The sequence below is a fragment of the Vreelandella venusta genome, assembly GCF_015689495.1.
GTDB classification, from domain to species: Bacteria; Pseudomonadota; Gammaproteobacteria; order Pseudomonadales; family Halomonadaceae; genus Vreelandella; species Vreelandella venusta.
On the sequence record NZ_CP065135.1, the window covers coordinates 3196696 to 3220997 of the forward strand.

The following is a 24302-nucleotide window of genomic DNA, read 5'->3' on the forward strand; positions in this document are numbered from 1 at the left end:
TCCCGTGTGCGTGCTTGTTGTGCGAGCTTGTTATGTATATTTATTCTGAAAGACTGTTTAAAAACCGTTCTTGAAAAGCTGTTCTCGAAAAACTGTTCTTGAAAGGCTATTTTTGAAAAACGGTTCTTGAAAAACTAGGTTTCCAATAAACGTAGGTAGTCACCCGTCGTCACGCCCAGGCGATCCGCTTCTTGAGGGTTAAGCACAATGGTGTTTTCCTCGTTGGGTCCGCGGCCTATCCAACTAGCGGTGAAGTTAAGCATCTCAGTAGTGGCTGCCAGCCAGCGGCTGACGCTTTCTTCCGGAGCGTTTTGAGAAACTTCCACTTGGCAGAGCTGCGAATTACGAATCGCTCGCACGTCGTCAATATAGGCTTCCACCGTGGGGCCACCATCGAAAATATCGATATAGCCTTCCCAACGCAGCCCTTCTTTCTTGAGCATTTCAAGGGCTGGTCGAGTATGGCGGTGCACTTGGCCAATACAGGCAAGTGCCTCTTCCGACATAAAGGTGGTGTAGATCGGGAACTTAGGCATCAGCTCACCGATAAAGCTTTTTTGGCCTAGCCCGGTTAACCGATCGGCCTCATTAAAGTCCATGGGAAAAAAGTGTTTACCCAGGCTTTCCCAAAAGGGACTGATGTTATTTTCATCAAACACGCCGCGCATTTCCGCCAGCACTTTTTGCGGAAAACGGTCACGGAACTGAGCCATAAACAGCCAGCGAGCTTTGGAAAGCAGCGCGCCATTACGTAAGTGTTTATTCGCTTCGCCGCGGTATTCAGGGCGTAAGAACAGCGAACATACTTCCGCATCGCCAGTGTGATCGGAACTTAAAAATAGCGTGTCGATTGTACGGTGCAAGTCCAGCTGTACCGATGAATGGGCCAGTGTTCCCAGGCGGTAGTGGTAAAAAGGCACTTCACGACCTACTTGACCCTCAATAGCACAGCAACCGGCCAACTCTCCACTTTGCTCATCTTCCAGTACAAAAAAATAGAGTCGATCATCGACTGGCGTGCGCTCTTCAAAGGCACGTGCAGCGGCTTCAATCTTGCCAGCCAAAAACTCACGGTTATCCGGCAGTGAGGTAAAGCCAACGCCTGCCTGTTGCGCAAGCGCCTGGAGCCCATCCAAATCGTCGCGGGCAATGGGTCGAATGCGCATTACATCTCTCCTTCATCAAGCGCATCTACCGCGCTTGGCAGGCTTAATGGCGCGGCTAGCACCGCGCGCCCCTCTTCAACGCCCAACTGTTTAGCGTGCTGTGGTGAAAGCATTAATTGCCCAGTAGGCGAAAGCGCATAACGCGCTACAACACAGCGGAAATCACCTAAGGTTTGATTGGCAATCATCGCTGGCTCTGCATCGGGCAGCGCGTGTTCAGGGCGTACCCTGACAGGATGCCAAGCGGCACGACGGAAGGTTTCCAATCGCTCACGCTCGGCTTTTACAATCGGCCCTGCGTCGAAAATATCGACATGGCGGGAGCGCACAAAGCCTTCTGCCAGCATTTCTGCTAACGCCTCTTCATGGGCAGGATGCTCTCGGCCAATGGCAGCGCGTGCCTGAGGCGTTAGCAGCGGTAGATAAAGCGGAAATTGCGGCATCACTTCAGCAATAAAGCTTTTCGAGCGAACGCCAGCAATATGATTCATTTCTTGGAAGCTGCGCGCAAAAAAGTGGCGGCCGACGCTTTCCCAAAAAGGCGATTCGTTGTTGCTATCCAGATAGCCTGGAAAGGCGACCGCCAGAATGCGTGAAAAACGCTCGGGGTACTGAGCAATAAACATGAGTCGCGCACGGCGTAACAGACTTTCTGCACTGGTGCCTTTGTAGCGTGGGTTAAGCGATAGCGCGCAGAGCAGCGTGGCATCAGAGGCTTCATGAGAAAGCGCCAAGGTTTGCACTTCCCGGCGCACATTCAGCTGTTGAGAAGCATGAATCAGCGTTTCCTGACGATAGGTGTAGTAGGCTTCAGCTGCGCCTGCCTGGGCGCGAATAGTCGCTGTGCCGAGTACTTCCTCGCGGTCATCATCCGCCAGTACGAACATGTAGTGCTCGTTGCCAGGGAACTCTACGTCGCTATTAAAGGCTTCTTGGGAGCGCACAATGCGCTCCTCAAGCCGATCACGGTTGGCGGGCAGGTTGGTGAGCCGCGGCACCGCGTGCTCTGCCAACTGCTCCAGGGCTGGAAGATCAGCCATTGTTACCGGTCGAATTACCAGCATCCTTAACGCCCCCTCTTGTGTGGCTTCTTGCCTACTCATGCGCTGGCAACTAGCCGCTCAATAGCACGCTCTAAACGCGCCATCCCCTCAGCGATATCAGCTTCCGGAATGACTAAAGATGGCGCCATGCGTAGCACGTTGGGACCCGCAACCAGTGCCATCACACCCTCTTCGATAGCCAGAGGCAGAATGTCTTTAGCGCGGCCTTCAAAGGCATCCGACATTTGTGCGCCCATGAGCATTCCCATGCCGCGAATTTCTTTAAATACGCCATGTTTGCGGTTAATGGTTTCTAAATGCTCACGGAACAGGTCGTGACGATGCTTAACGCCGCTAAGTACTTCAGGAGTATCAATGAATTCCACCGCCGCCAGAGCAACCGCAGATGCCAACGCATTGCCACCGTAGGTAGAACCATGGGTACCAATTGCCAAAGATTTCGCAATCGCATCCGTAGTTAAAGTGGCGCCAATCGGGAAGCCACCACCCAATGACTTGGCACTGGTGAGAATATCCGGAGTGATACCGAAATTTTTGTAGGCGTAAAGTTCACCGCTGCGGCCAACGCCCGTTTGCACTTCGTCAAAAATCAGCAGCGCGTTGTGTTCGTCACACAGATCGCGTAGCCCCTGAAGGAACTCTTGGGTCGCGGGAACAATGCCGCCTTCGCCCTGCATCGGCTCAACCATAATGGCACAGGTATCGTCGCCCACTAGCTTGCGTACGCTTTCCAGATCATTGAAGTTGGCATGCAGAATGCCGCCTGGCACCGGGCCAAAGCCTTGCGAATACTTGGGCTGACCACCCACGCTAACGGTAAAGAAAGTACGGCCATGGAAAGACTGATAAAACGAGATAATTTTATCTTTCTGCTCGCCATGGTGGTCTACCGCCCAACGGCGGGCTAGCTTCAGTGCGGCTTCGTTAGCTTCGCCACCGGATGAGCACAAGAACACTTTATCGGCAAAAGTACGCTCAGTGAGTGTTTTGGCAAGTGCTAGTGCTGGCTCGTTGGTGAATACGTTAGACAGGTGCCAAAGCTTTTCGCCCTGCTCTTTAAGCGCGTTCACCAGCACGGGGTGACAGTGGCCAAGTGAGTTCACGGCAATACCACCAGCAAAGTCGATATATTCACGCCCCTGCTGATCCCATAAGCGGCTGCCTTCGCCACGCACTGGAATAATCTGTTGTGGCGAGTAGTTTGGCGCCATGTAGTTATCGAAATCCTGACGGCTTGGGGTGTAGCTCATGGGACGATACCTCCGGTGGAGTAAAGGATAAATTCAGTATACGGGGGGCAATAGACGCCGCGCTTTCAGTATTGGGACGGTAAATTATGAAAAGCTGCGCTTATCCAAGCCGTTCTTCCCGCGGTGTAATGCCAAAGTGATTACGATAGGCGGTAGAAAAGTGAGCACCAGAAGAGAACCCGGTCATCAGTGCGATATCACCTACCGGCCGATCACTCTCGCGTAGTTGTTTGCGCGCATCTTGTAGGCGCAAATCCAGGTAATAGCGGCTAGGTACTGCCTGCAGATACTTTTTGAACAGGCGCTCTAACTGGCGTCGAGAAATGCCCAAATGTTCGGCCAGCTCTAGGGTAGAAAGCGGTTCTTCAATATTAGCTTCCATCAGTGTGACGGCATCTACCAAGCTTTGTGGCGCATGGCCAAGGCGATTGCGCAGCGGTACATGCTGACGTTCATCGGCTAAGCGAATGCGATCACAGACAAACTGCTCAGAAACCTGCTCAGCAAGGCGCTGGCCATGATGCTTGCCGATCAGTGTTAGCATCATATCCATTGCCGCAGTGCCACCGGCACAGGTTATCCGATCGCGATCAATTTCAAACAGTTGCTGAGAGAGCGTAACTTGAGGATACGCCTGTGCAAACGCATCGAAGCGCTGCCAAGGCAATGTGGCGCGGTAGCCTTCTAATAGACCACAGCGGGCAAGCACTTCCGTACCTCCCGCAAGGCCACCAATAGCCACACCTCTACCCTGATGACTACGCAGCCACTCATTAAGCTTAGCCGGCAGTGCATAGGGTAACGGTGTAGGGGCACATACCAGCAGCATATCAAGCGGGCCGAGCGGCGCGCCTAAGACATGTTGAGCTAACAAGGAGAGTTGTGCGCCACTGCGCACTGGCTCATCGGTTAAGCTTAACGTAACGGTGTGGTAAAGCATCTGCCCGCTTAGCTGATTGGCCATCTGCAGCGGCTCGATAGCGCTCGCATGGGCCAACAGCGAAAAACCAGGCAGCAACACAAAGGCCACCCGCCGACGCTCACTGGCGGATGACATCAACGTACTTGAGAACATAACAAGTTGCTTTGCTGCATAGAAATCGCCGCCAACTTAGATAAATAGCTAGAGAAAAAGCCATCTTACCCAATTGCGCAAGTGAAGGCAGCGCTATGGCTCTTAAAACTAAAATAGGAGGCATAAATACAAAATTGCCGGGCCCAGGCCCGGCAACAGAAGGAGTATGTGTCTTGGTTAACCGCCGCTATTGCCAAGCCCCAGGATGACCATGCCCGCAACGATAATGCCCATCACGATAATGACGAAAGGAAGCACCTTATGTAGCCCGTTAGGCGACTTTTTCGCTTCTGGCTGCCGTTGCGGCTGAGATGTTTCAAAGTCCTCAGGCAGACGTTCATTCATTACGTGCTCTATCTCTTCTTCCCGGGTTTTGCTTTCCTTGGTATCCATACAACACCTCTCGCTTTCCGGTTAGATGATTAAAAGCGCGGCGATTAACCCTCCTCGTCACGCTTAGCGCTATAGTGTAACGACATCAAAGTGAACATCAGGGTTCACATCTGCGTCGTAATCTACGTCATCACGCTCGAAACCAAACAGCTTCAAAAATTCGTGCTTATATCCAGCATAGTCGGTAATTTCGAACAGATTCTCTGTCGTGACGGTTGGCCATAGGTCTTGGCAGGCTTGTTGTACATCGTCACGTAGCTCCCAGTCATCAAGACGTAGGCGGCCTTGGTCGTCAGTGACCATATCGCCAGTCTGGCCAGAGTAAAGACGCTCACCAAACAGGCGATTTAATTGATCAATCGTACCTTCGTGCAGGCCCTGTTCTTTCATGATGCGGTAGACCATGGCGATATACAGCGGCATGACTGGAATCGCGGCACTCGCCTGGGTAACGACCGACTTAAGTACGGCAACATTGGCGCCGCCGCCTGTCTCTTTCAGCTTGGCGTCAATCGCAGTCGCGGCGCGATCAAGGTCTTCTTTCGCTTTACCCAACGCACCGTGCCAGTAAATCGGCCAGGTAATTTCAGTACCGATATAGCTAAACGCCACGCTACGCGCGCCTTTGGCCAGTACACCCGCCTCGTCCAGGGCGCTCATCCATAGCTCCCAGTCCTCACCGCCCATTACCGTGATGGTATCGTCGATCTCTTGCTGAGTGGCAGGCTCGACTTCTGCCTCGATGATGGCGTCTTTATTCGTATCAATCGCAGTAGCACGATACGTTTCACCAATCGGCTTCAGGCTTGAGCGCTTTACTTCGCCAGTGTCTGGCAACTTGCGCACTGGTGAAGCGAGGGAGTACACCACCAGATCAACTTCGCCCATGTCCTGTTTGATCAATTCAATGGCTTTTTCACGCGCTTCGTTAGAGAACGCATCACCATTGATTGATTTACTGTACAGCCCTTCTTGCTTGGCAAATTTGTCAAATGCGGCACTGTTGTACCAACCAGCCGTGCCGGTTTTTTTCTCACTACTAGGCTTTTCAAAGAAAACACCTAGGGTATCAGCGCCATAACCAAAGGCAGCCGTAATACGGGCTGCCAAGCCGTAGCCGCTAGAAGCACCAATCACCAGCACCTTTTTAGGGCCTTGGCTTCTATCTAAGCCACGCGCACGGGTCGCTTCGATCTGTTCCAGAACGTTTTGCTCGCAGCCTTTAGGGTGAGTGGTGGTGCAGATAAAGCCACGCACTTTTGGTTTAATGATCACATTGGGCCCCTTTATCAGATTGATGTCGCTATCAGCATGGCAGTGCCATTACCGTGTGGGGGTATTCTAGCGGTCTAGACGCGCCCTGTCCGCTCTTGAGCTTCTTCGCCATTCACGGCAGGATAGCGACCAGACAACTCCTTGCCGACGAGACCCTGATGAACGCACAGCAGCTAGTCGATGAACGCGGCGACCTATGGCTTGCTCTTGCGCCGCTATGGCTGGACCGTGAGCCAAGCGAACGTGATTACGCCCATATGATTGAGATGATCGAACAGCATGATATGTCGCTGAAAGAGCTAGAGTGGATGTTCCGCTTGGAGCTTGCCCCTGTGATGGCGAGGCACCAGCTGTCTATTGCCAGTGAATGGCGAAAATTCGATGACTATACGCTGATGAAGCAATTGGTAAGCCACAATCTGCGCCTGAAAGGCTGGCGGCGCAAAAGTTGGGCGCTGTTTTCTGGCTTAACCACGATGGTGGTTCGTCATCGCTGGGTAGAGTTAATGCAGCGACTAATGGTTACCCGCGGCGAGCTCTAACCGTTCACCTTACGCTTTACTCTTTATCAAGGGCGGCTTCCAGCGCAAGTCGCAGTGACAGGCCATGATCGTTGGGAGCAAACCGTGCGATCACCTTGCCATCGCGTCCCACCAAGAACTTGGTAAAATTCCACTTGATCACTTTAGTGCCTAACACGCCCGGTGCTTCTTGTTTTAGCACTACAAACAGCGGATGGGCGTTCGGGCCATTCACTGATACTTTTTCCATGAGTGGAAAGCTGACGCCAAACTGCTGTTCGCCGAAGATACAGAAAGCCTCTGCACTCTCCGGCGACTGCTTACCAAACTGGTTACAGGGGAAACCAAGCACCGTAAAACCACGGTCTCGGTAGCGCTGGTACAAACTTTCCAGTTCTCTTAACTGCGGGGTAAAGCCACACTTACTGGCCACATTAACGACCAACAACACCTGCCCGCGCAGCGCCCGCAAGTTAAATGGCTTGCCTTGATGGGTATAACAATCTTGCTCATAAATCATCATCGCAAGGCCCCCTAAATGACTCCACCAGCATAGGCTTTACCATGCCACGGCATTGGCAGTTACACCAGTGCGGCTTATCAACTAATCGGCCCTGCGACAACGCGCAGCGCCAGTGCAATCAGTAGCACCCCGGTGATTCGATTAATCCAGTGGGCATGGCGCTGGAGCCAAGGTAATACGCGAGAGTGTGAAAGCCCCACTGCTACTAACACATACCATCCCCCATCAATAATAATCGCAGTTGCGACGATAATTGCCTTGGCAAGCACACTCATTTCAGGCGTCACGAACTGACTTAATAGCGCCACAAAGAAAATGATCAACTTGGGATTACCCAACGCCACCAGCACCCCTTCCTTGGCAGCTTGGCGTGGCGTTGTCACTGCGGCATCAGGGGATAGCGCTCCACCTCTGCCCGCCCGTAGTGCTTTTATCCCAAGCCAAGCTAAATAGGCCGCCCCACACCATGTCACTAGTTGAAATAAATCTGGATGGCGCACAATAAGCGCACCTAAGCCCCACACGGTGAGCAACGCATAAAACCCGACGCCCAGCGCATGAAAAATCGCCGCCGTCATGCCGGGTAAGCGACCACCTCCTAGCGTATGGCGCAGTACCAGTGCCAGACTAGGTCCTGGTGACATCGCCCCCATGGCGCAGATAGCGGCCAGCGATAGCCAGAGTGACAACGGCATTTTTCTCTCCTTGAAAGACAACAATGTAGGTTGGCTGAGTATACGACAGTCGCACAAGCGTTTAGCGAATAAATCTATCCCCTTAAATAACGCTGTTAGCATGGTACGCTGTTGGGTAAAATTTTCCCCTTTTTGAAAACGATGACGCCTGCTATGCAGGCGGTTCATGGCTAATAAAGGACTTCAATATGGGTAGGGCGTTTCAAAACCGTAAGGAATCCATGGCCAAAACGGCCGCTGCGAAAACCAAGGTTTACAGCAAGTATGGGCGTGAAATTTACGTCTGCGCTAAAGCAGGCGGCACAGATCCAAACGGTAACCTTGCGCTACGCGGTTTAATGGAGCGTGCTAAGAAAGATCAGGTACCGTCTCACGTTATCGATAAAGCCTTGGATAAAGCGAGCGGCGCAGGCGGCGAAGACTTTTCACCAGCGCGCTATGAAGGCTTTGGTCCCGGTAACGTGATGGTGATCGTCGACTGTTTGACCGACAACCCCAATCGCACCTTTGGTGATGTGCGCGGCTGCTTTACCAAAACGAAAAGCAAAATTGGCACTCCTGGCAGCGTTAGTCACATGTTTGATCACTGCGCGATTTTTTCGTTTGCGGGCAGTGATGAAGAAGCCGTGCTTGAAGCCCTCATGGAAGCCGATGTCGACGTTACCGACATTGAACAGGAAGAGGAGCGTATCACGGTGTTTGCGCCGCATACCGATTACGCCAAAGCCAAACAAGCGCTGTTAGATGCTTTCGGTGAGATTGATTTCGAAGTAGACGAAATCCAATTCTTACCACAAACCACCACGCCCATCGAAGGCGATGACGTGGCGATGTTCGAGAAACTGCTGGGCATGCTCGAAGAGCTGGACGATGTTCAGAATGTCTTCCACAGTGCCGAACTACCTGAAGCAACGGCTTAAACCGTCACTCGGTTGATACATCCCCCTTGTGGCCGTCAGCACTTATGTCGCTGGCGGCCGCAGGTCGCCGTCATTAACTAGTGGCGCCCTGTGAGTCCATGGCTGCATCAGGCGGTAACAATGCCGGCGTAACGCCCGCTGCGCTTAGCACTTGTTTACCGCGCACGGTCAAATCGGTGATAAACAAAAATTGCTGCCGAGGATCCACCGGATAAGCGCGAATACGGTAATGCGTGCCCCAGGGTTTCTCCTCAGCTACGACAATAATCGGCTTATCAAACTTAAGGTAAGCACTGGTTAACGCAACGTCTCGTAACGCTTTACGCACCCACCCTGCTTCGTGCTCCGGGTGAAGATAAAAACTTGCCACGCACTGAAGGCTAACGTCACCATTGTTAGCGTTATAAATAGCGGAATCCCAAAGCTTAAGATGAGGTACTGCCACCAAATCATCGTCGGGCGTTACTATTTCTACTGTGCGCATGCCAACGTGCTTTACTTCGCCGTAAGTCCCTTCAATGTTGACCCAATCCCCTGGCCGGTAGGGTAATTCAACGGCAGATACTACCCCGGCAATTAAGCTACTTACGTAATCTTTTAGGGCAAAGCCAATCGCTAGGCCAATGGCCCCCAGCAGCGTCACCATATTGCGTAATGAAGGCTCAATAACGATAGGAACAGCCACAGCCAGCGCGGTAATTAAAATCAATAACCGGGTGAGTGGCACCAGCGCAAATACTCTAAACCGCACTTGGCCATGCAAGCGATTGGCTAACCAGTTCAACCCTCGCTGACTGACAATAATCAATAGCACCGTACTCGCTAGAATGACTCCTAAGGTAATCAGCGCTTGACTATCAATATCATTAAACAGCTTGGCGTACTGCTCTTGACCGTCCATATCAGCTCCTAAAGCGGGTCAACTAGATAGTTCCGCGATTCCAGCAGTTGTCGCACGCTTGCGTAGCTTAATGGGTCGACTTGCCAGCGCCCTTGATGGCAACGGAGAACTCCCTGGCGAGCAAGTGCTAACCGTGCGTTTAGCGCTTCATGACTCGAGAAGGGCAGCACATACCCTAACGCTTGATCCTCTAGCCCCCCATGAATGAGCAGTGTATGTAGCAACAGCGTTGCCACATCCCCCATATCTGACGCTAGCTCCGCTTCCGCCAATGCATCCAATAGCCATAGCTCTTTTGAAGGCTCTTTTGAAGACTGTTTTGACGGCCCTTGAGACTGCCCTTGTGAACGACCACTCTCTCCATTTTCCGCCGGTTTGCGCAGTCGTTCTCGCCAGTAGTGCCAAGCAATACCTAAATGCCCTCGACAGTGGGCGGCAAGGCGTTGCAACTCTTTATAGGAACGCTCGTTACAGGAACGCTCGCCACCAGCGCCATCTTCACTCACGTCAGCAAGAACTGGTTGCCCAGTACGGGAGCTATACACCGTCGGGCGGATGCCACCATTGTCCGCCAACTGGGCAAAGTAGTGCGCTAGCTGCTCACCCTCTAACGCCTGCAGGGTAACCACAGGGACGCCTTCCAAGCCCACCGCATGCTGCAAATAAGCATACGTCCAGCTATCACAACCAATCACACCCTGCCCCAAACGACCACTTAACGCCCGCTCTAATAATTCACGAACGCCTTGTAGCCCTTGGGTATGGCGTAAAAAATGCCGCTCTAAGGCAGGGATTACCCACTGATGCTGGTGGCCACAGCGATCGACCCACTCTAGGCATCCTTCTGTGAGTTCGTTGAGGGTGGGTGCAGATATGCAGTTGACGCCCTGCTGCTGCGCCCAATGGCTAACGACAGCTCCATGGCCACCATAAGGTGGTGAAATAAACAACACGACTGGCGCATCAACATACTCTTGCGTTACTTGGCTGAGCGCGCGAGCCGCTGGCGTCCAGTCAATAGCAGGCACCCAGTGCGAAAGTGCGACTTCAGGCAACTTACGCAGCTCACTCTCTTGTTTTGCTTGGCGTTCCGAGGCCTCTCTGCCCACTATCCACATAGTTGCTGCTTGCCAACTACGTCGCCACTGGCTGGCTTGGGTGTGTTCTGGTGTTTGAAACGACTCAAGCGCCACCACTTCCCATGGCGAAAAAGCAGACTTCGTTGAGCGCTGCGTCATATGCCGCCTCGAACATAGATAAGTGGATTAAGGTTAGCATGCCTCATGAGGGGTTAGCCGAACTTATCGTCTAAAATAAAGTCGTTATACAATAGCTAACTTATATGAGAGCAAAGCGCAGGAGGCGACAATGAGCGTAGTTAACGTCACTATGGCAGAACTGCATGAAAAGCTTTCAAAGTGCATTGCAGGCGAACGGGTGCTGATCGACCACGAAGGAAATCGATTTAGCGCACGTATTCAACATGTTGGCTTTACGGGGTTAAAGGTCATTCCTGAAACGCAGATCAAAAACAGCACGGGGGACCCGGGTGATATCGAAGGAGTCACCGTTCCTTATGATGATATTTGGGAACTTGAAGTCAAAGGGGTCGTGTACAGCCGCTTGGAAACGTGATCTTTTTTTGCACACCCACTCCTCAGTGGGCGTGCAATGGCAACACTCCAAAACCAAAAAAGTTAACTCAACCTAGTAATAAGCACTGCCTAGCTAGAAAGTCAGACAAATCTTACCGAAGTGTTCACCGGACTCCTGATGGCGGAAGGCGTCGGCAATGTCACTCAGTGCAAACTCACGGTCAATAATCGGCTTCAAATTAGCCGCTTCGATAGCACGAATCATCTCAATTTGATGACGACGACTTCCCACAATAAGACCTTGCAGCTTAGCTTGCTTAGCCATCAACTTGGCTGTTGGTATTTCGCCTTCCCGACCGGTTAGCACACCAATCAGCGCGATATGGCCGCCAATTTTCACCGCCTCAATCGATTGCGGCAGCGTACCAGGGCCGCCTACTTCAACAACATGGTCGACACCTTCACCATTCGTTAACGCCTTAACGGCCTTGCCCCAGTCAGGCGTTTCTTTATAGTTAATGGTGTGTTCAGCGCCCAGCTCGCGCAGGCGGGTCAGTTTTTCATTAGAAGACGATGTGGCAATTACCCGCGCGCCCATCATCTTGGCAAACTGTAGCGCAAAAATGGAAACGCCCCCGGTGCCCAACACCAGCACGGTGTCTCCTGCTTTTAATCCACCATCAACGACTAGTGCTCGCCAAGCGGTCAAGCCTGCGGTCGTCAGCGTCGCAGACTCCGCATGACTATAACCTTGCGGCTGATGGGTGAACGAGGTAGCGGCAGCCACAACTTGCTCGCGAGCATAGCCATCAATGCCATCCCCTGGCGTGGTGACAAAGTCGCCTACTCGCGCAGGCCCTTCCAGCCAATCAGGGAAAAAGGTCGACACAACGGCATCACCAACTGCGAACTCGCTAACGCCTTCCCCAACCGCTTCGACCACACCGGCACCATCCGACATGGGAATACGGCCATCTGCGGTGGGAATCATCCCTGCTACCACGGCATAGTCATGAAAGTTAAGTGAACTGGCGTGCAGACGTACTTTAATTTCACCGGGACCAGGCTCACCTGGCGTCGTTAGTTCAACCACGTCCAGTTTAGCTAAACCGCCGGGCTCTCGAAGCTGAATGGCTTGCATCACTACCTCCTATTGAACACATGTCGTCCACAGTGACTAGTATTAAAAAGCCTAGTAAACGACTGGTCTAATATGAAATGAGGGCACTGGAGTCAGTATCAAGGCCAAGATCAAGATCGTGCCCCAAAAAGCCCCCGGACTGGCGCTGCCACAAGCTGGCGTAAATACCGTTCTGTGCCAGCAATTCTTGGTGAGTACCACTCTCCACCATACGACCTTCATCGACCACAATTAATCGGTCAAGCATCGCAATAGTCGAAAGTCGGTGCGCAATGGCAATCACCGTTTTGCCCTCCATCAGCGCATCGAGCTGCTCTTGAATCGCGGCTTCCACTTCGGAATCCAACGCTGAGGTAGCCTCGTCCAACACCAGAATCGGGGCGTTTTTAAGCAGCACGCGAGCAATAGCAATACGCTGGCGCTGACCGCCGGATAGTTTCACACCGCGCTCGCCGACATGGGCATCCAGCCCGCGTCGCCCTTTGGGATCGACCAACTCGTTGATAAACGTATCTGCGTGGGCGCGGCACACTGCTTGCCACACATCATCATCGCTAGCATGAGGGCTACCGTAGCGAATATTATCTCTCAGCGAACGATGCAGCAGCGAGGTATCCTGAGTCACCATGCCAATCTGATGGCGTAATGAGGTCTGGGTAACGTCAGCAATATTCTGTCCATCAATCAGGATACGCCCGCCCTGTAAGTCATAAAAGCGCAGCAACAGATTGGCCAGGGTGGATTTACCCGCTCCGGATCGGCCAATCAGGCCAATTTTCTCGCCAGGTTTAATCGTCAGGCTCAACCCGTCAAAGACGTTTTTACTTTCCCCCTTCGCCTGGGCGTACTGAAAGCGCAGCGCATCAAACACAATCTCGCCATTGGGCACGACAAGGGTATTGGCAGCGGGCTTATCTTTGATCGTAGGCTCTTGGGCGATGGTATTCATACCATCCTGCACCGTACCAATATTTTCAAACAGGCCAGCCACTTCCCATAAAATCCAATCCGACATAAAGCGGATGCGCATCACCAGCGCGATAGCAATCGCTAAAACGCCCAGAGATATAGCGTCAAAATACCAAGCGCTAATCGCCATACCCGCCGTTCCTACCAGTAGCAGCGTATTGAGCAGCGTCAGGCAGACACTCATGATGGTGACCAGTCGCATTTGACGATGCACCGTGTCCATAAAACCTTGCATCGCATCCTTGGCGTAGCCCTGTTCACGTTCGGTATCAGCGAACAGCTTAATCGTTTGGATATTGCTGTAACTATCAACCACGCGCCCTGTCATCTGGGCACGGGCATCGGCCTGGGCCATCGAAACGTCGCGCAAGCGCGGGACAAAAAAGCGCATAATGCCTAAATAGCCAACCAACCAAACTGCTAACGGCAATAGTAACCATGGGTCTGCACGGCCTAATAAAATTGCTGCCCCGGTGAAGTACACAATGGCGTAAACCAGTAGATCCATCACTTTGGTGACCGTCTCACGAATGGCCAACGCTGTTTGCATGACTTTTTGCGACACCCGCCCTGCAAACTCATCCTGATAAAAGGCCAAGCTTTGGCTAAGCATATGGCGGTGAGAAAGCCAGCGACCGATCATCGGGTAGTTACCGAAGATGCTTTGGTGGGTCACCAGAGACTGCGCCAGTACCAGTAGTGGCAGGCCGATAATCACTAACACGCCCACGCCTGCCAGCCAAAGTCCGTGATCCGACCAGAAATTCGTTCGATCTACGCTACCCAACCAATCGACCAAGTCGCCCATATAACTAAAAAACACCACCTCCGCCGCAGAAACCAAGGCAGTCGCGACCGACATCAGCAATAGCCACGGCCATACAGGGCGCGAAAAATGCCAAATAAACGGCAGCAGACCTTTCGGTGGCGTGGCAACCTCACCTTCAGGATAGGGGTTCACCCGCGTTTCAAAGTAACGGAACAGCGGTGCTAGCGTACGTGACAACATGGAAAGTCCTTTCGTTACCTTGGTAGACAGACGTAGTTAAGAAGAGTGGCGACGCAATAGCCAACGAGCCCAAAAAGGAGCCACGATCATCAGTGTGACCATACGCAGTAAGTGGTGAAATGCTACAAACACAGGGTCGATATTCAGCGCAACAGCAAGAATAGCCATTTCACCGATGCCACCGGGAGCCAGCGCTAATAGGGCTACGTCACGGCGCACGCCCAACAGCTGATGGATCAGTTCAGCAAACAGTGCTAACACCACCAGTGCCAGCAGCGTCGCCACCCCCGACTGCCATAAATAACGCCCGAGCAGGCGCCGTGTCATGCCTTGAAAACGCGAGCCAATCGCGCTACCCAACACCCATAACATGAGGTTCATTCCCCAACTAGGCAAGGTAAGGCTGGCCAGCCCAAACCCAGAGAGCAAGGCCGCCATAATAAGCGGCGCAAGTAACGCCGAACTTGGAATGCGCAGCCACCGGCCCACCGGTAATAAGAAAGGAATAGTGAGCAGCATCCAGCCGTGCTCAAGGGTAGCCTGGGCTGGCCCAATGTCACCTGCACCGCCTTCAAATGCCCAAAACAGGGGAGGCAGAAACAGGATAACGAGAATAATACGTAGTGACTGGGCAATGGCGATGCGTTGCGGGTCGCCGCCACATTGATCGCCAAGCATAATCATTGCTGTCATGGCTCCTGGCGATGCACCAAACCAAGCACTGACCGGGTCGAAGCCACAGCGACGATACCACGCCGCGGCAACCGCGGTGGATGCCGCAACACCGGCCAGCAAGAGTGCTGCCGAGATTGGCCAGTCCAGCACACGATGGGCAAGCTGCGGCGTTACTTGACTGCCCAGCACCAACCCCATGACCGCTAAAAATACGTTGCGCAGCGGCTCCGGTACGCCAACGCTAATTCCTTTTGCCGATACCAGCAGGTTGGCAATCAGCGGGCCTAGCATCCAGGCTAGCGGTAAACCGGAGAGATGAAAAACGATGCCGCCCACGGCGCCTACGGTAAGCGATGTTACAAGTCCCTTTGCACTTTCTGCGCTGACACGGATGCCCTTCACGCTCTCCTTCACGCTCTCCTCCACCCTAACCTTTAACGTTAAAACGCAATTGTTAACCTGCTAATCGTAGACGTTAGATTACCACTGCTAAGGGCTTTCGGGTGTTATGAGCTAGTTGTTAAGTGCTAGTTGTTAAGTACTAGACTTTAAGTCACTGATATTAGGTGTTAAGTACTGCTATTTTTAATCTTCGTCATCATCACCGCGGATGCGCGCCTGACGATCAGCCTCTTCCTCAATGGCATCATCAATCACTTCCAATAGCTCATCGACATTGGCTATGTGGCTATCAAGCTCAAAATGGCCAGTCAGCTTGCTATCGGGATGTAGCTTGCCTGCTTCATATAAAGCCCACATTTCTTTACCGTAACGGGTAGTCAGTAGCTCAGGGGCGAAACGACCGAAATAGGCGCGCATATTATCCACATCGCGCTCTAGCATTGCCGCCGCGCTGTTGTTACCCGCCGCATCCACCGCCTGGGGCAAATCGATAATCACCGGCCCTTCTGCATCAACCAGCACGTTGAATTCAGACAAGTCGCCATGGATCAATCCTGCGCATAGCATTCGCACTACGTCTTGAATCACTTTGGCGTGATAGCGCAGCGCTTGCTCCTCGGTTAGGGTCACTTCGCCTAAACGTGGTGCTACGTTACCCTCGGCATCGCTGATCATTTCCATGAGCAGTACGCCATCAACAAAACCATGCGGCTCAGGCACGCGCACATCTGCAGCAGCAAGACGATACAGCGCATCGACTTCTGCATTCAGCCACGCCTGCTCCTGCTCTTTTTGACCGTAGCGAGTCTTTTTGGCCATGGCGCGCGAACGACGACTATTACGCTCCTTGCGCCCTTCTTGGTATTGCACGGCCTGCTTAAAGCTACGCTGTTTAGCTTCTTTAAAGACCTTGGCGCAACGTACTTCTTCACCGCAGCGCACGACATATACCTGCGCCTCTTTACCACTCATTAACTGCACCAGCACCTCGTCGATCATTCCATCATCGACCAGGGGCTGTAATCGCTTAGGGATTTTCATGGTTAGCTGCGTCGGCTCCTCTTTACTATCTGTGCACACTCATTAATAGATCAATAGCGAATACGGCGAACGCGGAAAGCGCGCCCTTTAAGCTTGTCACGTTCAAGTTTGGCCTGGGCTTTTTGAACAGCACCATACTCCACCGCCACATAAGCACTGCGGGCCAGCACTTTAATTTTGCCTACCTGATCGCCACGCAGGCCACCTTCGCTGGTTAGTGCCCCCAGGATATCACCTGGACGCAACTTGTCTTTCTTACCCCCCGCCAACTGCAGTGTTGCCATAGGCGGCTCAAAGGGCGCTGAATGCTGGGGTTTGGGCAAGGGTTCGGTGGTAATCGATTGTTCTAGCAAGCCTTCCAAACGCTCCAGCCGATAATGCTCTTTAGGTGTGACCAGCGTACAGGCAATGCCGCTAGCCCCTGCGCGCCCGGTTCGCCCTACGCGATGCACGTGAACATCAAGCTCACGGGCAATCTGATAATTAAACACCGCGTCTAATTGGGCAATATCTAAACCACGCGCAGCAACATCCGTTGCTACTAGAATAGACGCACTTTGGTTAGCAAACAGAATTAGGCGACGATCACGATCTTTCTGCTCTAAGTCGCCGTTGAGCGCCACGGCACTAAAGCCGGCATCCACCAGTTGCTCAGCCACCGCCTGAGTTTCGCGTTTAGTGTTGCAAAACACCACGCTGGTCGCTGGCCGATAAACCAGTAGCAGCTGCTGAAGAGCTGCAAAACGCGCCTCTTCATTAGCAACGTCATAGAAGTGTTGATCAATCGTAGTGGCATCGTGAACCTCGGCCACTTTGACCATTACTGGCTCACGCATAATGCCGCGGGTCATAGCAGTCAGGCCACCTGACGCCTGATCGTCTGGGAATGTCGCACTAAACAGCAGCGTTTGGCGATCAGCGGGGGTCTCATCAATGATCGCATCAATGGTGTCTTGAAAGCCCATATCGAGCATACGATCGGCTTCATCAAGCACCAAGGTGGTAAGCGACCCCAGTGTCAACGAGCCTTTGCGCAAATGCTCGTCGATACGTCCCGGCGTGCCCACGACAATATGCGCACCATGTTCCAAGGAGCCTAACTGCGGCCCAAACGGCGCACCGCCGCATAGGGTAAGCACTTTAACGTTGGGCAACCCACGCGCCAAACGGCGTAGCTCTTCGGCTACCTGGTCGGCGAGTTCTCGGGTGGGGCACAGCACAAGGCCCTGTACAGCAAACGCTTCCACACGCAACTCAGCCAGCAGCGCCAAGCCAAAGGCAGCGGTTTTTCCCGACCCCGTTTTGGCTTGGGCCAACACATCACGCCCCGCCAACATCGGTGGCAGGCTTTGCGCCTGTACAGGCGTCATTGCGTGATAGCCAAGGGAATCTAAATTGCTTAAAAGCGCAGGAGAGAGCGCCAGCGATGCAAAAGAAGTGTCAGACACAAAATTATCCTGAAGGGGCTATATTGCCCAGCAAACCCATAATGTGAAGCACCATACCAGAAAGCACCCATCTATGCCTTGGCAAGGATAGGCGAACGGTACAACATAAGCGGCTACTAGGCTCATAGATGAGTGGTTGCTAGCCCCCTAGATAGTAGATCAGAAATTAGGAAAGAGCCGTTGCTAGCGCTGCAAAACGCCCCTGGCATAACGCTGCTAAGTCGTTCGGAGTCAGCTCAATCTCCAGCCCACGTCGCCCCGCGCTTACATAAAGTGTCGAAAATGTCTGCGCCGAGTCGTCGATAAACGTAGGCAGACGCTTTTTCTGGCCCAGCGGGCTAACGCCACCAAGCACATACCCTGTGGCCCGCTCCACGTCAGCGGGCGCCGCCATTGCCGCTTTTTTCGCCCCTGCCGCTTTAGCAATTTGCTTTAACCCCAGTTGACTGGTGACCGGTACAATACCAACGGCCAGCTGCTTACCATCTAGGGTAACGACCAAGGTTTTAAACACTTGCTGAGCGGCAACAGCCAGTTTTTCAGCTGCCTCCAGCCCGTAAGATTGCGCAGCAGCATCGTGTTGATACTCATGGATCTGAAACGCAATGCCTGCATGTTTCGCGCTATTAATCGCCGGTGTCATGTAATTCTCTTAAGTTAACATCATCAGCTCGTCTGAAAAGGACACTTCTCTCTAACAAGTTTAATATCGTGATTGGTTTAATAAAGTCAACTGACAGGCGTCAGTGATATTAAAGCAACTTCCAAAGCACAGCAGAAAGCTGCGGGGGCGGTGCTTTCTGCCAAGCGTGGTGAAAAAAAGCCTAGCGAACGTTATGACGCTTCCAAAGGCCTGTCCAAAGATCTGTCCAAAGACATATCCAAAGACATGCATGGCTCCAAGAGCGCAGAGGAACTTGAAGGGATGGCAAGCACTCAGCGCAAAGATAAACCTCAAAAGAGAGTAAGTAACTAAACGTTACTAGCAAAAAGCCGGGGGATTAAGTAACTAATGTAATGCTGGTCACTGCACGCAAGTTACGCAGCTTACAATGCTGCTCCACACTTTCGACAATTTCTTCAGCATCATTGATTTGCTGCTTATCTAACTGAATATCTACCATTAAAAAACTACCAACTTGGGCTAAACGCACGTCTTCGTTGGTAATATCAAAATCTGCTACCTCTTGCACTACGTCCTGACGAACGCTGTCTAATGGTTTGCCAAACATCAATTCGCGCAGCGCACCGCGTACCATGCGAATAGGAATTGGTAAGAAGTATCCGGCGATAATCAGTACCATCACAGGGTCAGCAAAACGCGCTAGATGAGCCCAAGGGGTAAACGTTAACCCCCACGTAAGCGCAAAGCCCAGCATCACAGCGGCACTCAGCCATGTGTCCATTTGCCACTGGCGCAGCTCGGCGGCCAGCAGTGATGAACGCGCAATTCGGGCATAGCGCTTCAACCACCACCAAGAAAGTAAACAACCTGCCACATTCACCACGCCAAACATCAGCGCAAGATCTAACGTTACCAGCCGCCCGCCTTGTGCAAGGCTCCACACAGCAGACACCATTGAGAACAGACACACTAACGCGATCACTACGCCTTTAAGCAGTACAGCCAACGGCTCTACGGTCAGCCGCCCAAAGGGGTAATGATCATCTGCAGGTTTGCTCGCTTGCTGTAACGCAAACAACGACAGCGATGCCAGCACTAAACTTAATAGCGAATAGCCACTATCGAATAAAACAGTAATTGATCCACTGGCAAGCCCAAGCGCAAGACCGGTAAAGGCAAACAGGCTGGCTGAGACAGCAGAGAATCTGAGCGCACGACGCTCGGCGACAAAGGGGGTCACGCGAAATACTCCAGTAAAGTGTGTTAAACCCAGCGCATAATAGTGAGTACACTCACGTTTCACCAATCGCTCAGCGCCAACTTTTTTGGCTCTCCACGGAGTAACCTATGCGCGCAGAACAAGTGCAGGCGTTTATTGACGTTACTGAGCACGGCTCCTTTGCAGCGGCCGCGCGGCACACAGGGATAAAGCGCAGCACCCTCAGTGCCACAGTGAATGCTTTAGAGGATAGCCTAGGGGTCGTGCTGTTCGAGCGCTCAGGCAATAGCCTACAGCTCACGGCGGTAGGAGAAAGCGTGCTGCCGGACTGCTACCGCCTGCTGACAAGTGCCAGCCGAATAAAAAAACACTGCCAACAGCACCTGCAAGGCGTAGAAAGCCAGCTGTGCATTGCCAGGGATGATGCGTTGCCTGAAGCATTTTGGCGACAAGTCATGCACGATTTAAAGCAGCGCTATCCGCTTACGGCCATCTCGGTATATTTATTGCCTCCTCAAGAGCACCCACAGTTCGTCCTTCGCCAAACCGTCGATATCGCCTTTGGCTTGTATACCGCTGAAGGGGCCGACGTAAGTGCTAGTAATCTAGCCCCGGTGAGCATGTGCTTAGTAGCGGCAACGTCGCACCCACTAAGCCGCTTACCCAGCGTTACCCGCGATGATCTCGCCCAATATACTCAGGTGTGCTTAACCTATGAGCAGGGCGATAAGCTAGTCAGTGAGGCACTTTTTTCGACAAACTACCTAGGGCTGACCATGTTCGAGGTCATTCGCGATGCCGCTATCAATGGCACTGGCTGGGCACTACTACCCTATCCATTAGTGAAAGAAGCCATAGAAAGCCATCAGCTTTGCGCGCTAAATCATGATCTCGCCCTGGACAGCCACTATTATCGCTACGTAGAAGGTGAAAGCCTGGGCGTGGTCGCTACCGCGCTGCTAACCAAGGTGTCACGCTTTTTAGGCACGACTCGGTGATACTTTGTCATAACGTTGAAATAGAGCATTGGAAAAAATTGCTTATGCCTTCCACTCTGTTAAGGAACTTGTAAAAAAGTGCTACATAAGGAGATCAAAAGGACACGCTAGAGAACCGGCACAGGTGAGTGTCATCTAAGCGTAAAGTGCATCTGCCAGTGTCGATGTTGCCGTCAACTAAGGAGTAGTTTCCACGATGGTACGACTCGATAAGAAAGCGACTAGGCTGTATGTCCTAGACACGAATGTCCTTATCCACGACCCCGCCGCGCTCTACCATTTTGATGAGCACGACGTTGTTATCCCCATGACTGTTCTCGAGGAGCTAGACAAGCATAAAAACGGCATCAGAGAGATCGCCCGTACGGCGCGCCAAATTAGCCGTACGCTTTCCGATTTAACCAGCCAAGTCACCTTCGACGAAATCCAGAAAGGCATTCCTATTCCTCGCATCAGCGGAGAATCAGGCCGCCTCCATTTTTTGTGCTACAACGACCTTAAACCCTTCGACTCCCTTGATGACAACCCCGACAACCGTATTCTGGCGGAAACCTGCCGGTTACGCGATGAGCGTCCGGATGCTTCCGTCATCCTGATCACTAAAGATATCAACCTGAGGGTGAAAGCTGCCGCGCTAAAAGTGCCGGTGGAAGATTACCTGAATGATCGCGCCTATTCTGACAGCGATGCCATGATTGAAGGCGCACAGGTTTACGCCACTGCCGGACAAGATGGTGCTTCGCTGTGGGAAGCGCTCAATGTCGACGTCACCGTTGAACGTGTCGACCACCACACCTTTTATCAGCTAAGTGGCAGCATGCCTCGCCATTGGCATGTCGGCATGCTGGTCTCCGATAGCGAAAATGGCGCTGAGTTTGAAGCCATTGTCCGTGAGCTTTCGCCGTCATCTGCCCGACTTCAGCTACTTACCAACTACCGTCACCATGCGGGCGTATGGGGCGTTCATGCTCATGACAGCCGCCAAAACTTCACCCTCAACCTACTGATGGACCCAGACATTGATCTGGTCACCATTGCTGGTAATGCAGGCACCGGCAAAACCTTTATGACACTCGCCGCAGCGTTCCAGCAAACACTGGATGCCAAACTATTTGAGCGCATTGTGTTTACCCGTGCACCGATCCCCATGGGCGAAGATATTGGTTTCTTACCAGGCACCGAAGAGGAGAAAATGTCACCGTGGATGGGCGCCTTCCACGACAATATGGACAACCTATTGCGTAACGAAGAAGGGGAATCTAGCTGGGATAATGGTGCGACTCGGCAGTTAATTGGCTCTAGGGTACAGATTCGCGCACCGAGCTTTATGCGTGGGCGTACCTTAAACGATACGTTCTTGATCATTGATGAGGCACAAAACTTCACCCCCAAACAACTGAAGTCACTGGTAACCCGAGCGGGTCGAAATACCAAAATTGTCTGTTTAGGCAACGTGGGCCAGATCGACACGCCCTACCTCACCGCTAACACCTGTGGCATGGCGGCTGTTGTCGAACGATTCAGGGATTGGCCACATGCAGGGCACATCACCCTGAAAAGCGTTGAACGTTCACGCTTGGCGCTGGCTGCCGAAGAGCTGTTGTAACGTTTGCCGCAAAAACCCTACCGATTTCACACTTCCACTAAACAACACCGCCCAGCTTGGCTGGGCGGTGTTGTTTAGTGGCTATTATTTACAGGTTTATTAATCCCGCTGTTGGTGTCGCGCATCAACATTTTCGCTATTCCAGGGGTTTTCCACACCCACCGTGTCGGCAGCAAATGCCTGACGTTCGCCAATAGAGCGAGCAGCTCCCACCGTTGTGTCGTTGCAGGTCTGGCGCTCCATTTCGCAGTTAAGTTCGGCGCCAAACAGCACCACAAACGCTGACAGCCAAAACCACAGCATTAGCGCCACAACAGCACCAAGAGAGCCATACAGCTCACTAAAGGTAGAAAAGTAACGTGCGTAAAGCGACAAGCCGCCTGAGCCTAATAACCACATAGTGGTGGCAAACAGCGTGCCATAGCTTAACCAGCGCCACTGGGCAGAACGCCGATAAGGCGCGTAACGATACAGCAAAGCAATAAGCACGCTCATCAGTAACAGCAGCGCGGGCCAACGCAGCCATTTCAAAATACTATCCAGCGGTGGCTCAATCGTCAGCGCATCCACCACTATCGGCACAATGGCGATAAACCCCAGTGACACTAGCGTCATTATGATCAAGCCAAAGGTCAACGATACCAGCACGACACCACGCAGCAATAACGGGCGCTTTTCGTGTTCGCCATACACTACGTTTAAGCCAACCACTAACACAGAAACACTTTTCGATGCGATGTACATGGCCACTAACAGCCCCGCAAGCGCTGTCATCACATTGCCAGACTCTGTCGTCTCGACCACCTCTTGAGCCTGCTGGTCAATCAATTTTGCCGCATCCGGTGGCATAAAGCGGCTAATTTCGTAAAGCTGGCGGCCTGCCTCAACAGGATCAAACAGCAAACCCCAAAGAGAAATAACGGCGGCAATGGTCGGAAATAGCGCCAGCAGGGCATAAAAAGCGATGCCCGCGGCAAAGATAGTAATCCGATCCCGACGTGCGGCACGCACTACACGCCAAATAATATCGAGCCACCCCTCACGAGGGATATCACTAGGTACGCCAGCTCTACGACCACGGTACTGCTTACCCACTTAGCCCAACCGCTCGCTCAACCACTTGCCAATATCATTTACCTGCTGCGGGCATAGCGCATGCGCCATCGGATACTGGCGATAATTAACCGTGTAGCCCATTTCTTTTAGGCGTTCGACACCACTGCGACCCAGAGTCTCAGGAACGATAGGGTCGAAATTCCCATGATGCACTTCGATGGGTATCTCACGATTGGATTCAGCTACATCGATGCTATCGGCCGTCGCAAAATAGGTCGACATAGCCAACAGTCCGCCAAGAGGCTGAGGGAACGAAAGTGCCGCCTGATACGCGACTGCGCCACCTTGGGAAAAACCCGCGACGATAATACGACGGCTGTCGATCCCTTGATCAATCTGTTCTTCAATCAGTGCCTGGATACGTTCGGCAGACGTTTTCAGCTGCACTTCATCTACCCGACGCCCTAAGTCCATAGCGAGAATGTCGTACCACGCGGGCATCACCATGCCGCCATTAATAGTGACCGGCAAGCGCGGCGCATGGGGCATAATAAAACGCACATGCGCTGAGTCCGGTAGCGTCAGGGCTGGCACTAGCGGCTCGAAATCGTGCCCATCGGCACCCAACCCGTGAATAATAAACACGCACGCATCGGCGGGTTGACCATTTTGCGGTTCAATAATCAGTTCGCCTGGGGCTGTCATGGGCTCTTTCCTTGCTAACGTTAAAAGCGC

General features: G+C 52.6%; 25 protein-coding genes. 6 read left to right on the forward strand and 19 right to left on the reverse strand.

Going from position 1 to position 24302, the window contains the following annotated elements:
* Positions 1-134 precede the first annotated feature (134 nt).
* From astA to fabV, 6 genes are all read right to left on the reverse strand, one after another.
* Complete coding sequence (astA, locus tag IR195_RS15035; RefSeq protein WP_125750546.1) at positions 135-1166, reverse strand: arginine N-succinyltransferase; 1032 nt, start codon at positions 1164-1166, stop codon at positions 135-137.
* Positions 1166-2230 (reverse strand): arginine N-succinyltransferase, encoded by a 1065-nt coding sequence (locus tag IR195_RS15040; protein WP_125750548.1) that lies wholly within the window; start codon positions 2228-2230, stop codon positions 1166-1168. The genes astA and IR195_RS15040 overlap by 1 nt, the downstream gene beginning before the upstream one ends.
* A 35-nt stretch (positions 2231-2265) precedes the next feature.
* Positions 2266-3480 carry an aspartate aminotransferase family protein gene (locus tag IR195_RS15045; protein ID WP_125750551.1) on the reverse strand — a complete coding sequence of 405 codons (1215 nt, stop codon included), beginning with the start codon at positions 3478-3480 and terminating at the stop codon, positions 2266-2268.
* 100 nt (positions 3481-3580) lie between these two features.
* A complete protein-coding gene (locus IR195_RS15050; protein ID WP_171880231.1) occupies positions 3581-4555 on the reverse strand; it encodes a GlxA family transcriptional regulator in 975 nt (324 codons plus the stop codon).
* 177 nt (positions 4556-4732) lie between these two features.
* Positions 4733-4948, reverse strand: a complete 216-nt coding sequence (locus IR195_RS15055) for a hypothetical protein (RefSeq protein WP_125750554.1) — start codon at positions 4946-4948, stop codon at positions 4733-4735.
* A 69-nt stretch (positions 4949-5017) separates the two neighbouring features.
* Complete coding sequence (fabV, locus tag IR195_RS15060; RefSeq protein ID WP_206047978.1) at positions 5018-6223, reverse strand: enoyl-ACP reductase FabV; 1206 nt, start codon at positions 6221-6223, stop codon at positions 5018-5020.
* Between the two features lie 158 nt (positions 6224-6381).
* Here fabV and IR195_RS15065 point away from each other — a divergent pair, with 158 nt between their 5' ends.
* Positions 6382-6765: a DUF7079 family protein gene (locus IR195_RS15065; protein WP_206047979.1), complete on the forward strand. Its 384-nt coding sequence runs from the start codon at positions 6382-6384 to the stop codon at positions 6763-6765.
* A 16-nt stretch (positions 6766-6781) separates the two neighbouring features.
* On the opposite strand, the gene IR195_RS15070 is transcribed toward IR195_RS15065, so the two are convergent.
* Together IR195_RS15070 and IR195_RS15075 are read right to left on the reverse strand one after the other, a co-directional pair.
* Positions 6782-7267: a glutathione peroxidase gene (locus IR195_RS15070; RefSeq protein ID WP_125750564.1), complete on the reverse strand. Its 486-nt coding sequence runs from the start codon at positions 7265-7267 to the stop codon at positions 6782-6784.
* Positions 7268-7344: 77 nt separating this feature from the next.
* On the reverse strand, positions 7345-7962 hold the full coding sequence (locus tag IR195_RS15075; RefSeq protein ID WP_051626348.1) for a LysE family translocator: 618 nt from the start codon (positions 7960-7962) through the stop codon (positions 7345-7347).
* A gap of 188 nt (positions 7963-8150) precedes the next feature.
* On the opposite strand from IR195_RS15075, the gene IR195_RS15080 reads away from it, so the two are divergent.
* Positions 8151-8882 (forward strand): YebC/PmpR family DNA-binding transcriptional regulator, encoded by a 732-nt coding sequence (locus IR195_RS15080; protein WP_125750567.1) that lies wholly within the window; start codon positions 8151-8153, stop codon positions 8880-8882.
* 73 nt (positions 8883-8955) lie between these two features.
* Here the strand turns inward: IR195_RS15080 and IR195_RS15085 are convergent, their stop codons facing one another.
* Both IR195_RS15085 and IR195_RS15090 read right to left on the reverse strand, forming a co-directional pair.
* A complete protein-coding gene (locus IR195_RS15085) occupies positions 8956-9783 on the reverse strand; it encodes a mechanosensitive ion channel family protein (RefSeq protein ID WP_125750570.1) in 828 nt (275 codons plus the stop codon).
* Positions 9784-9791: 8 nt separating this feature from the next.
* Positions 9792-11021 (reverse strand): hypothetical protein, encoded by a 1230-nt coding sequence (locus IR195_RS15090; RefSeq protein ID WP_206047980.1) that lies wholly within the window; start codon positions 11019-11021, stop codon positions 9792-9794.
* Between the two features lie 130 nt (positions 11022-11151).
* Here IR195_RS15090 and IR195_RS15095 point away from each other — a divergent pair, with 130 nt between their 5' ends.
* The gene (locus tag IR195_RS15095; RefSeq protein ID WP_125750576.1) at positions 11152-11418 is read left to right on the forward strand and encodes a hypothetical protein; all 267 of its coding nucleotides are present in this window, start codon (positions 11152-11154) and stop codon (positions 11416-11418) included.
* 93 nt (positions 11419-11511) lie between these two features.
* Here IR195_RS15095 and IR195_RS15100 read toward each other — a convergent pair whose 3' ends face one another.
* From IR195_RS15100 to ybaK, 6 genes are all read right to left on the reverse strand, one after another.
* Positions 11512-12519: a zinc-dependent alcohol dehydrogenase family protein gene (locus IR195_RS15100; RefSeq protein WP_172421540.1), complete on the reverse strand. Its 1008-nt coding sequence runs from the start codon at positions 12517-12519 to the stop codon at positions 11512-11514.
* 67 nt (positions 12520-12586) lie between these two features.
* The gene (locus IR195_RS15105) at positions 12587-14497 is read right to left on the reverse strand and encodes an ABC transporter ATP-binding protein (RefSeq protein ID WP_277395546.1); all 1911 of its coding nucleotides are present in this window, start codon (positions 14495-14497) and stop codon (positions 12587-12589) included.
* A 36-nt stretch (positions 14498-14533) separates the two neighbouring features.
* Positions 14534-15574: an AbrB family transcriptional regulator gene (locus IR195_RS15110; RefSeq protein ID WP_146942145.1), complete on the reverse strand. Its 1041-nt coding sequence runs from the start codon at positions 15572-15574 to the stop codon at positions 14534-14536.
* A gap of 183 nt (positions 15575-15757) precedes the next feature.
* The gene (locus tag IR195_RS15115; RefSeq protein ID WP_125750588.1) at positions 15758-16615 is read right to left on the reverse strand and encodes a PA4780 family RIO1-like protein kinase; all 858 of its coding nucleotides are present in this window, start codon (positions 16613-16615) and stop codon (positions 15758-15760) included.
* 50 nt (positions 16616-16665) lie between these two features.
* Complete coding sequence (gene dbpA / locus IR195_RS15120) at positions 16666-18063, reverse strand: ATP-dependent RNA helicase DbpA (RefSeq protein ID WP_146941981.1); 1398 nt, start codon at positions 18061-18063, stop codon at positions 16666-16668.
* 166 nt (positions 18064-18229) lie between these two features.
* Entirely contained in the window at positions 18230-18706 is a 477-nt protein-coding gene (gene ybaK, locus IR195_RS15125; RefSeq protein ID WP_146941979.1) for a Cys-tRNA(Pro) deacylase, read from the reverse strand.
* Positions 18707-18856: 150 nt separating this feature from the next.
* Between ybaK and IR195_RS15130 the strand changes: the two genes are divergently transcribed.
* Positions 18857-19039, forward strand: coding sequence for a DUF3008 family protein (locus IR195_RS15130; protein ID WP_423250114.1), 183 nt, complete (start codon positions 18857-18859; stop codon positions 19037-19039).
* Between the two features lie 25 nt (positions 19040-19064).
* Here the strand turns inward: IR195_RS15130 and IR195_RS15135 are convergent, their stop codons facing one another.
* Positions 19065-19928, reverse strand: a complete 864-nt coding sequence (locus IR195_RS15135) for a cation diffusion facilitator family transporter (RefSeq protein ID WP_089039537.1) — start codon at positions 19926-19928, stop codon at positions 19065-19067.
* Between the two features lie 107 nt (positions 19929-20035).
* Here IR195_RS15135 and IR195_RS15140 point away from each other — a divergent pair, with 107 nt between their 5' ends.
* Both IR195_RS15140 and IR195_RS15145 read left to right on the forward strand, forming a co-directional pair.
* Positions 20036-20905, forward strand: a complete 870-nt coding sequence (locus tag IR195_RS15140) for a LysR family transcriptional regulator (protein WP_089039538.1) — start codon at positions 20036-20038, stop codon at positions 20903-20905.
* Positions 20906-21101: 196 nt separating this feature from the next.
* Positions 21102-22511, forward strand: a complete 1410-nt coding sequence (locus tag IR195_RS15145) for a PhoH family protein (protein ID WP_125750597.1) — start codon at positions 21102-21104, stop codon at positions 22509-22511.
* Positions 22512-22610: 99 nt separating this feature from the next.
* On the opposite strand, the gene IR195_RS15150 is transcribed toward IR195_RS15145, so the two are convergent.
* Both IR195_RS15150 and IR195_RS15155 read right to left on the reverse strand, forming a co-directional pair.
* The gene (locus IR195_RS15150; protein WP_125750600.1) at positions 22611-23606 is read right to left on the reverse strand and encodes a YihY/virulence factor BrkB family protein; all 996 of its coding nucleotides are present in this window, start codon (positions 23604-23606) and stop codon (positions 22611-22613) included.
* Positions 23607-24272 carry an alpha/beta hydrolase gene (locus tag IR195_RS15155; RefSeq protein WP_125750603.1) on the reverse strand — a complete coding sequence of 222 codons (666 nt, stop codon included), beginning with the start codon at positions 24270-24272 and terminating at the stop codon, positions 23607-23609.
* Positions 24273-24302: the final 30 nt, after the last annotated feature.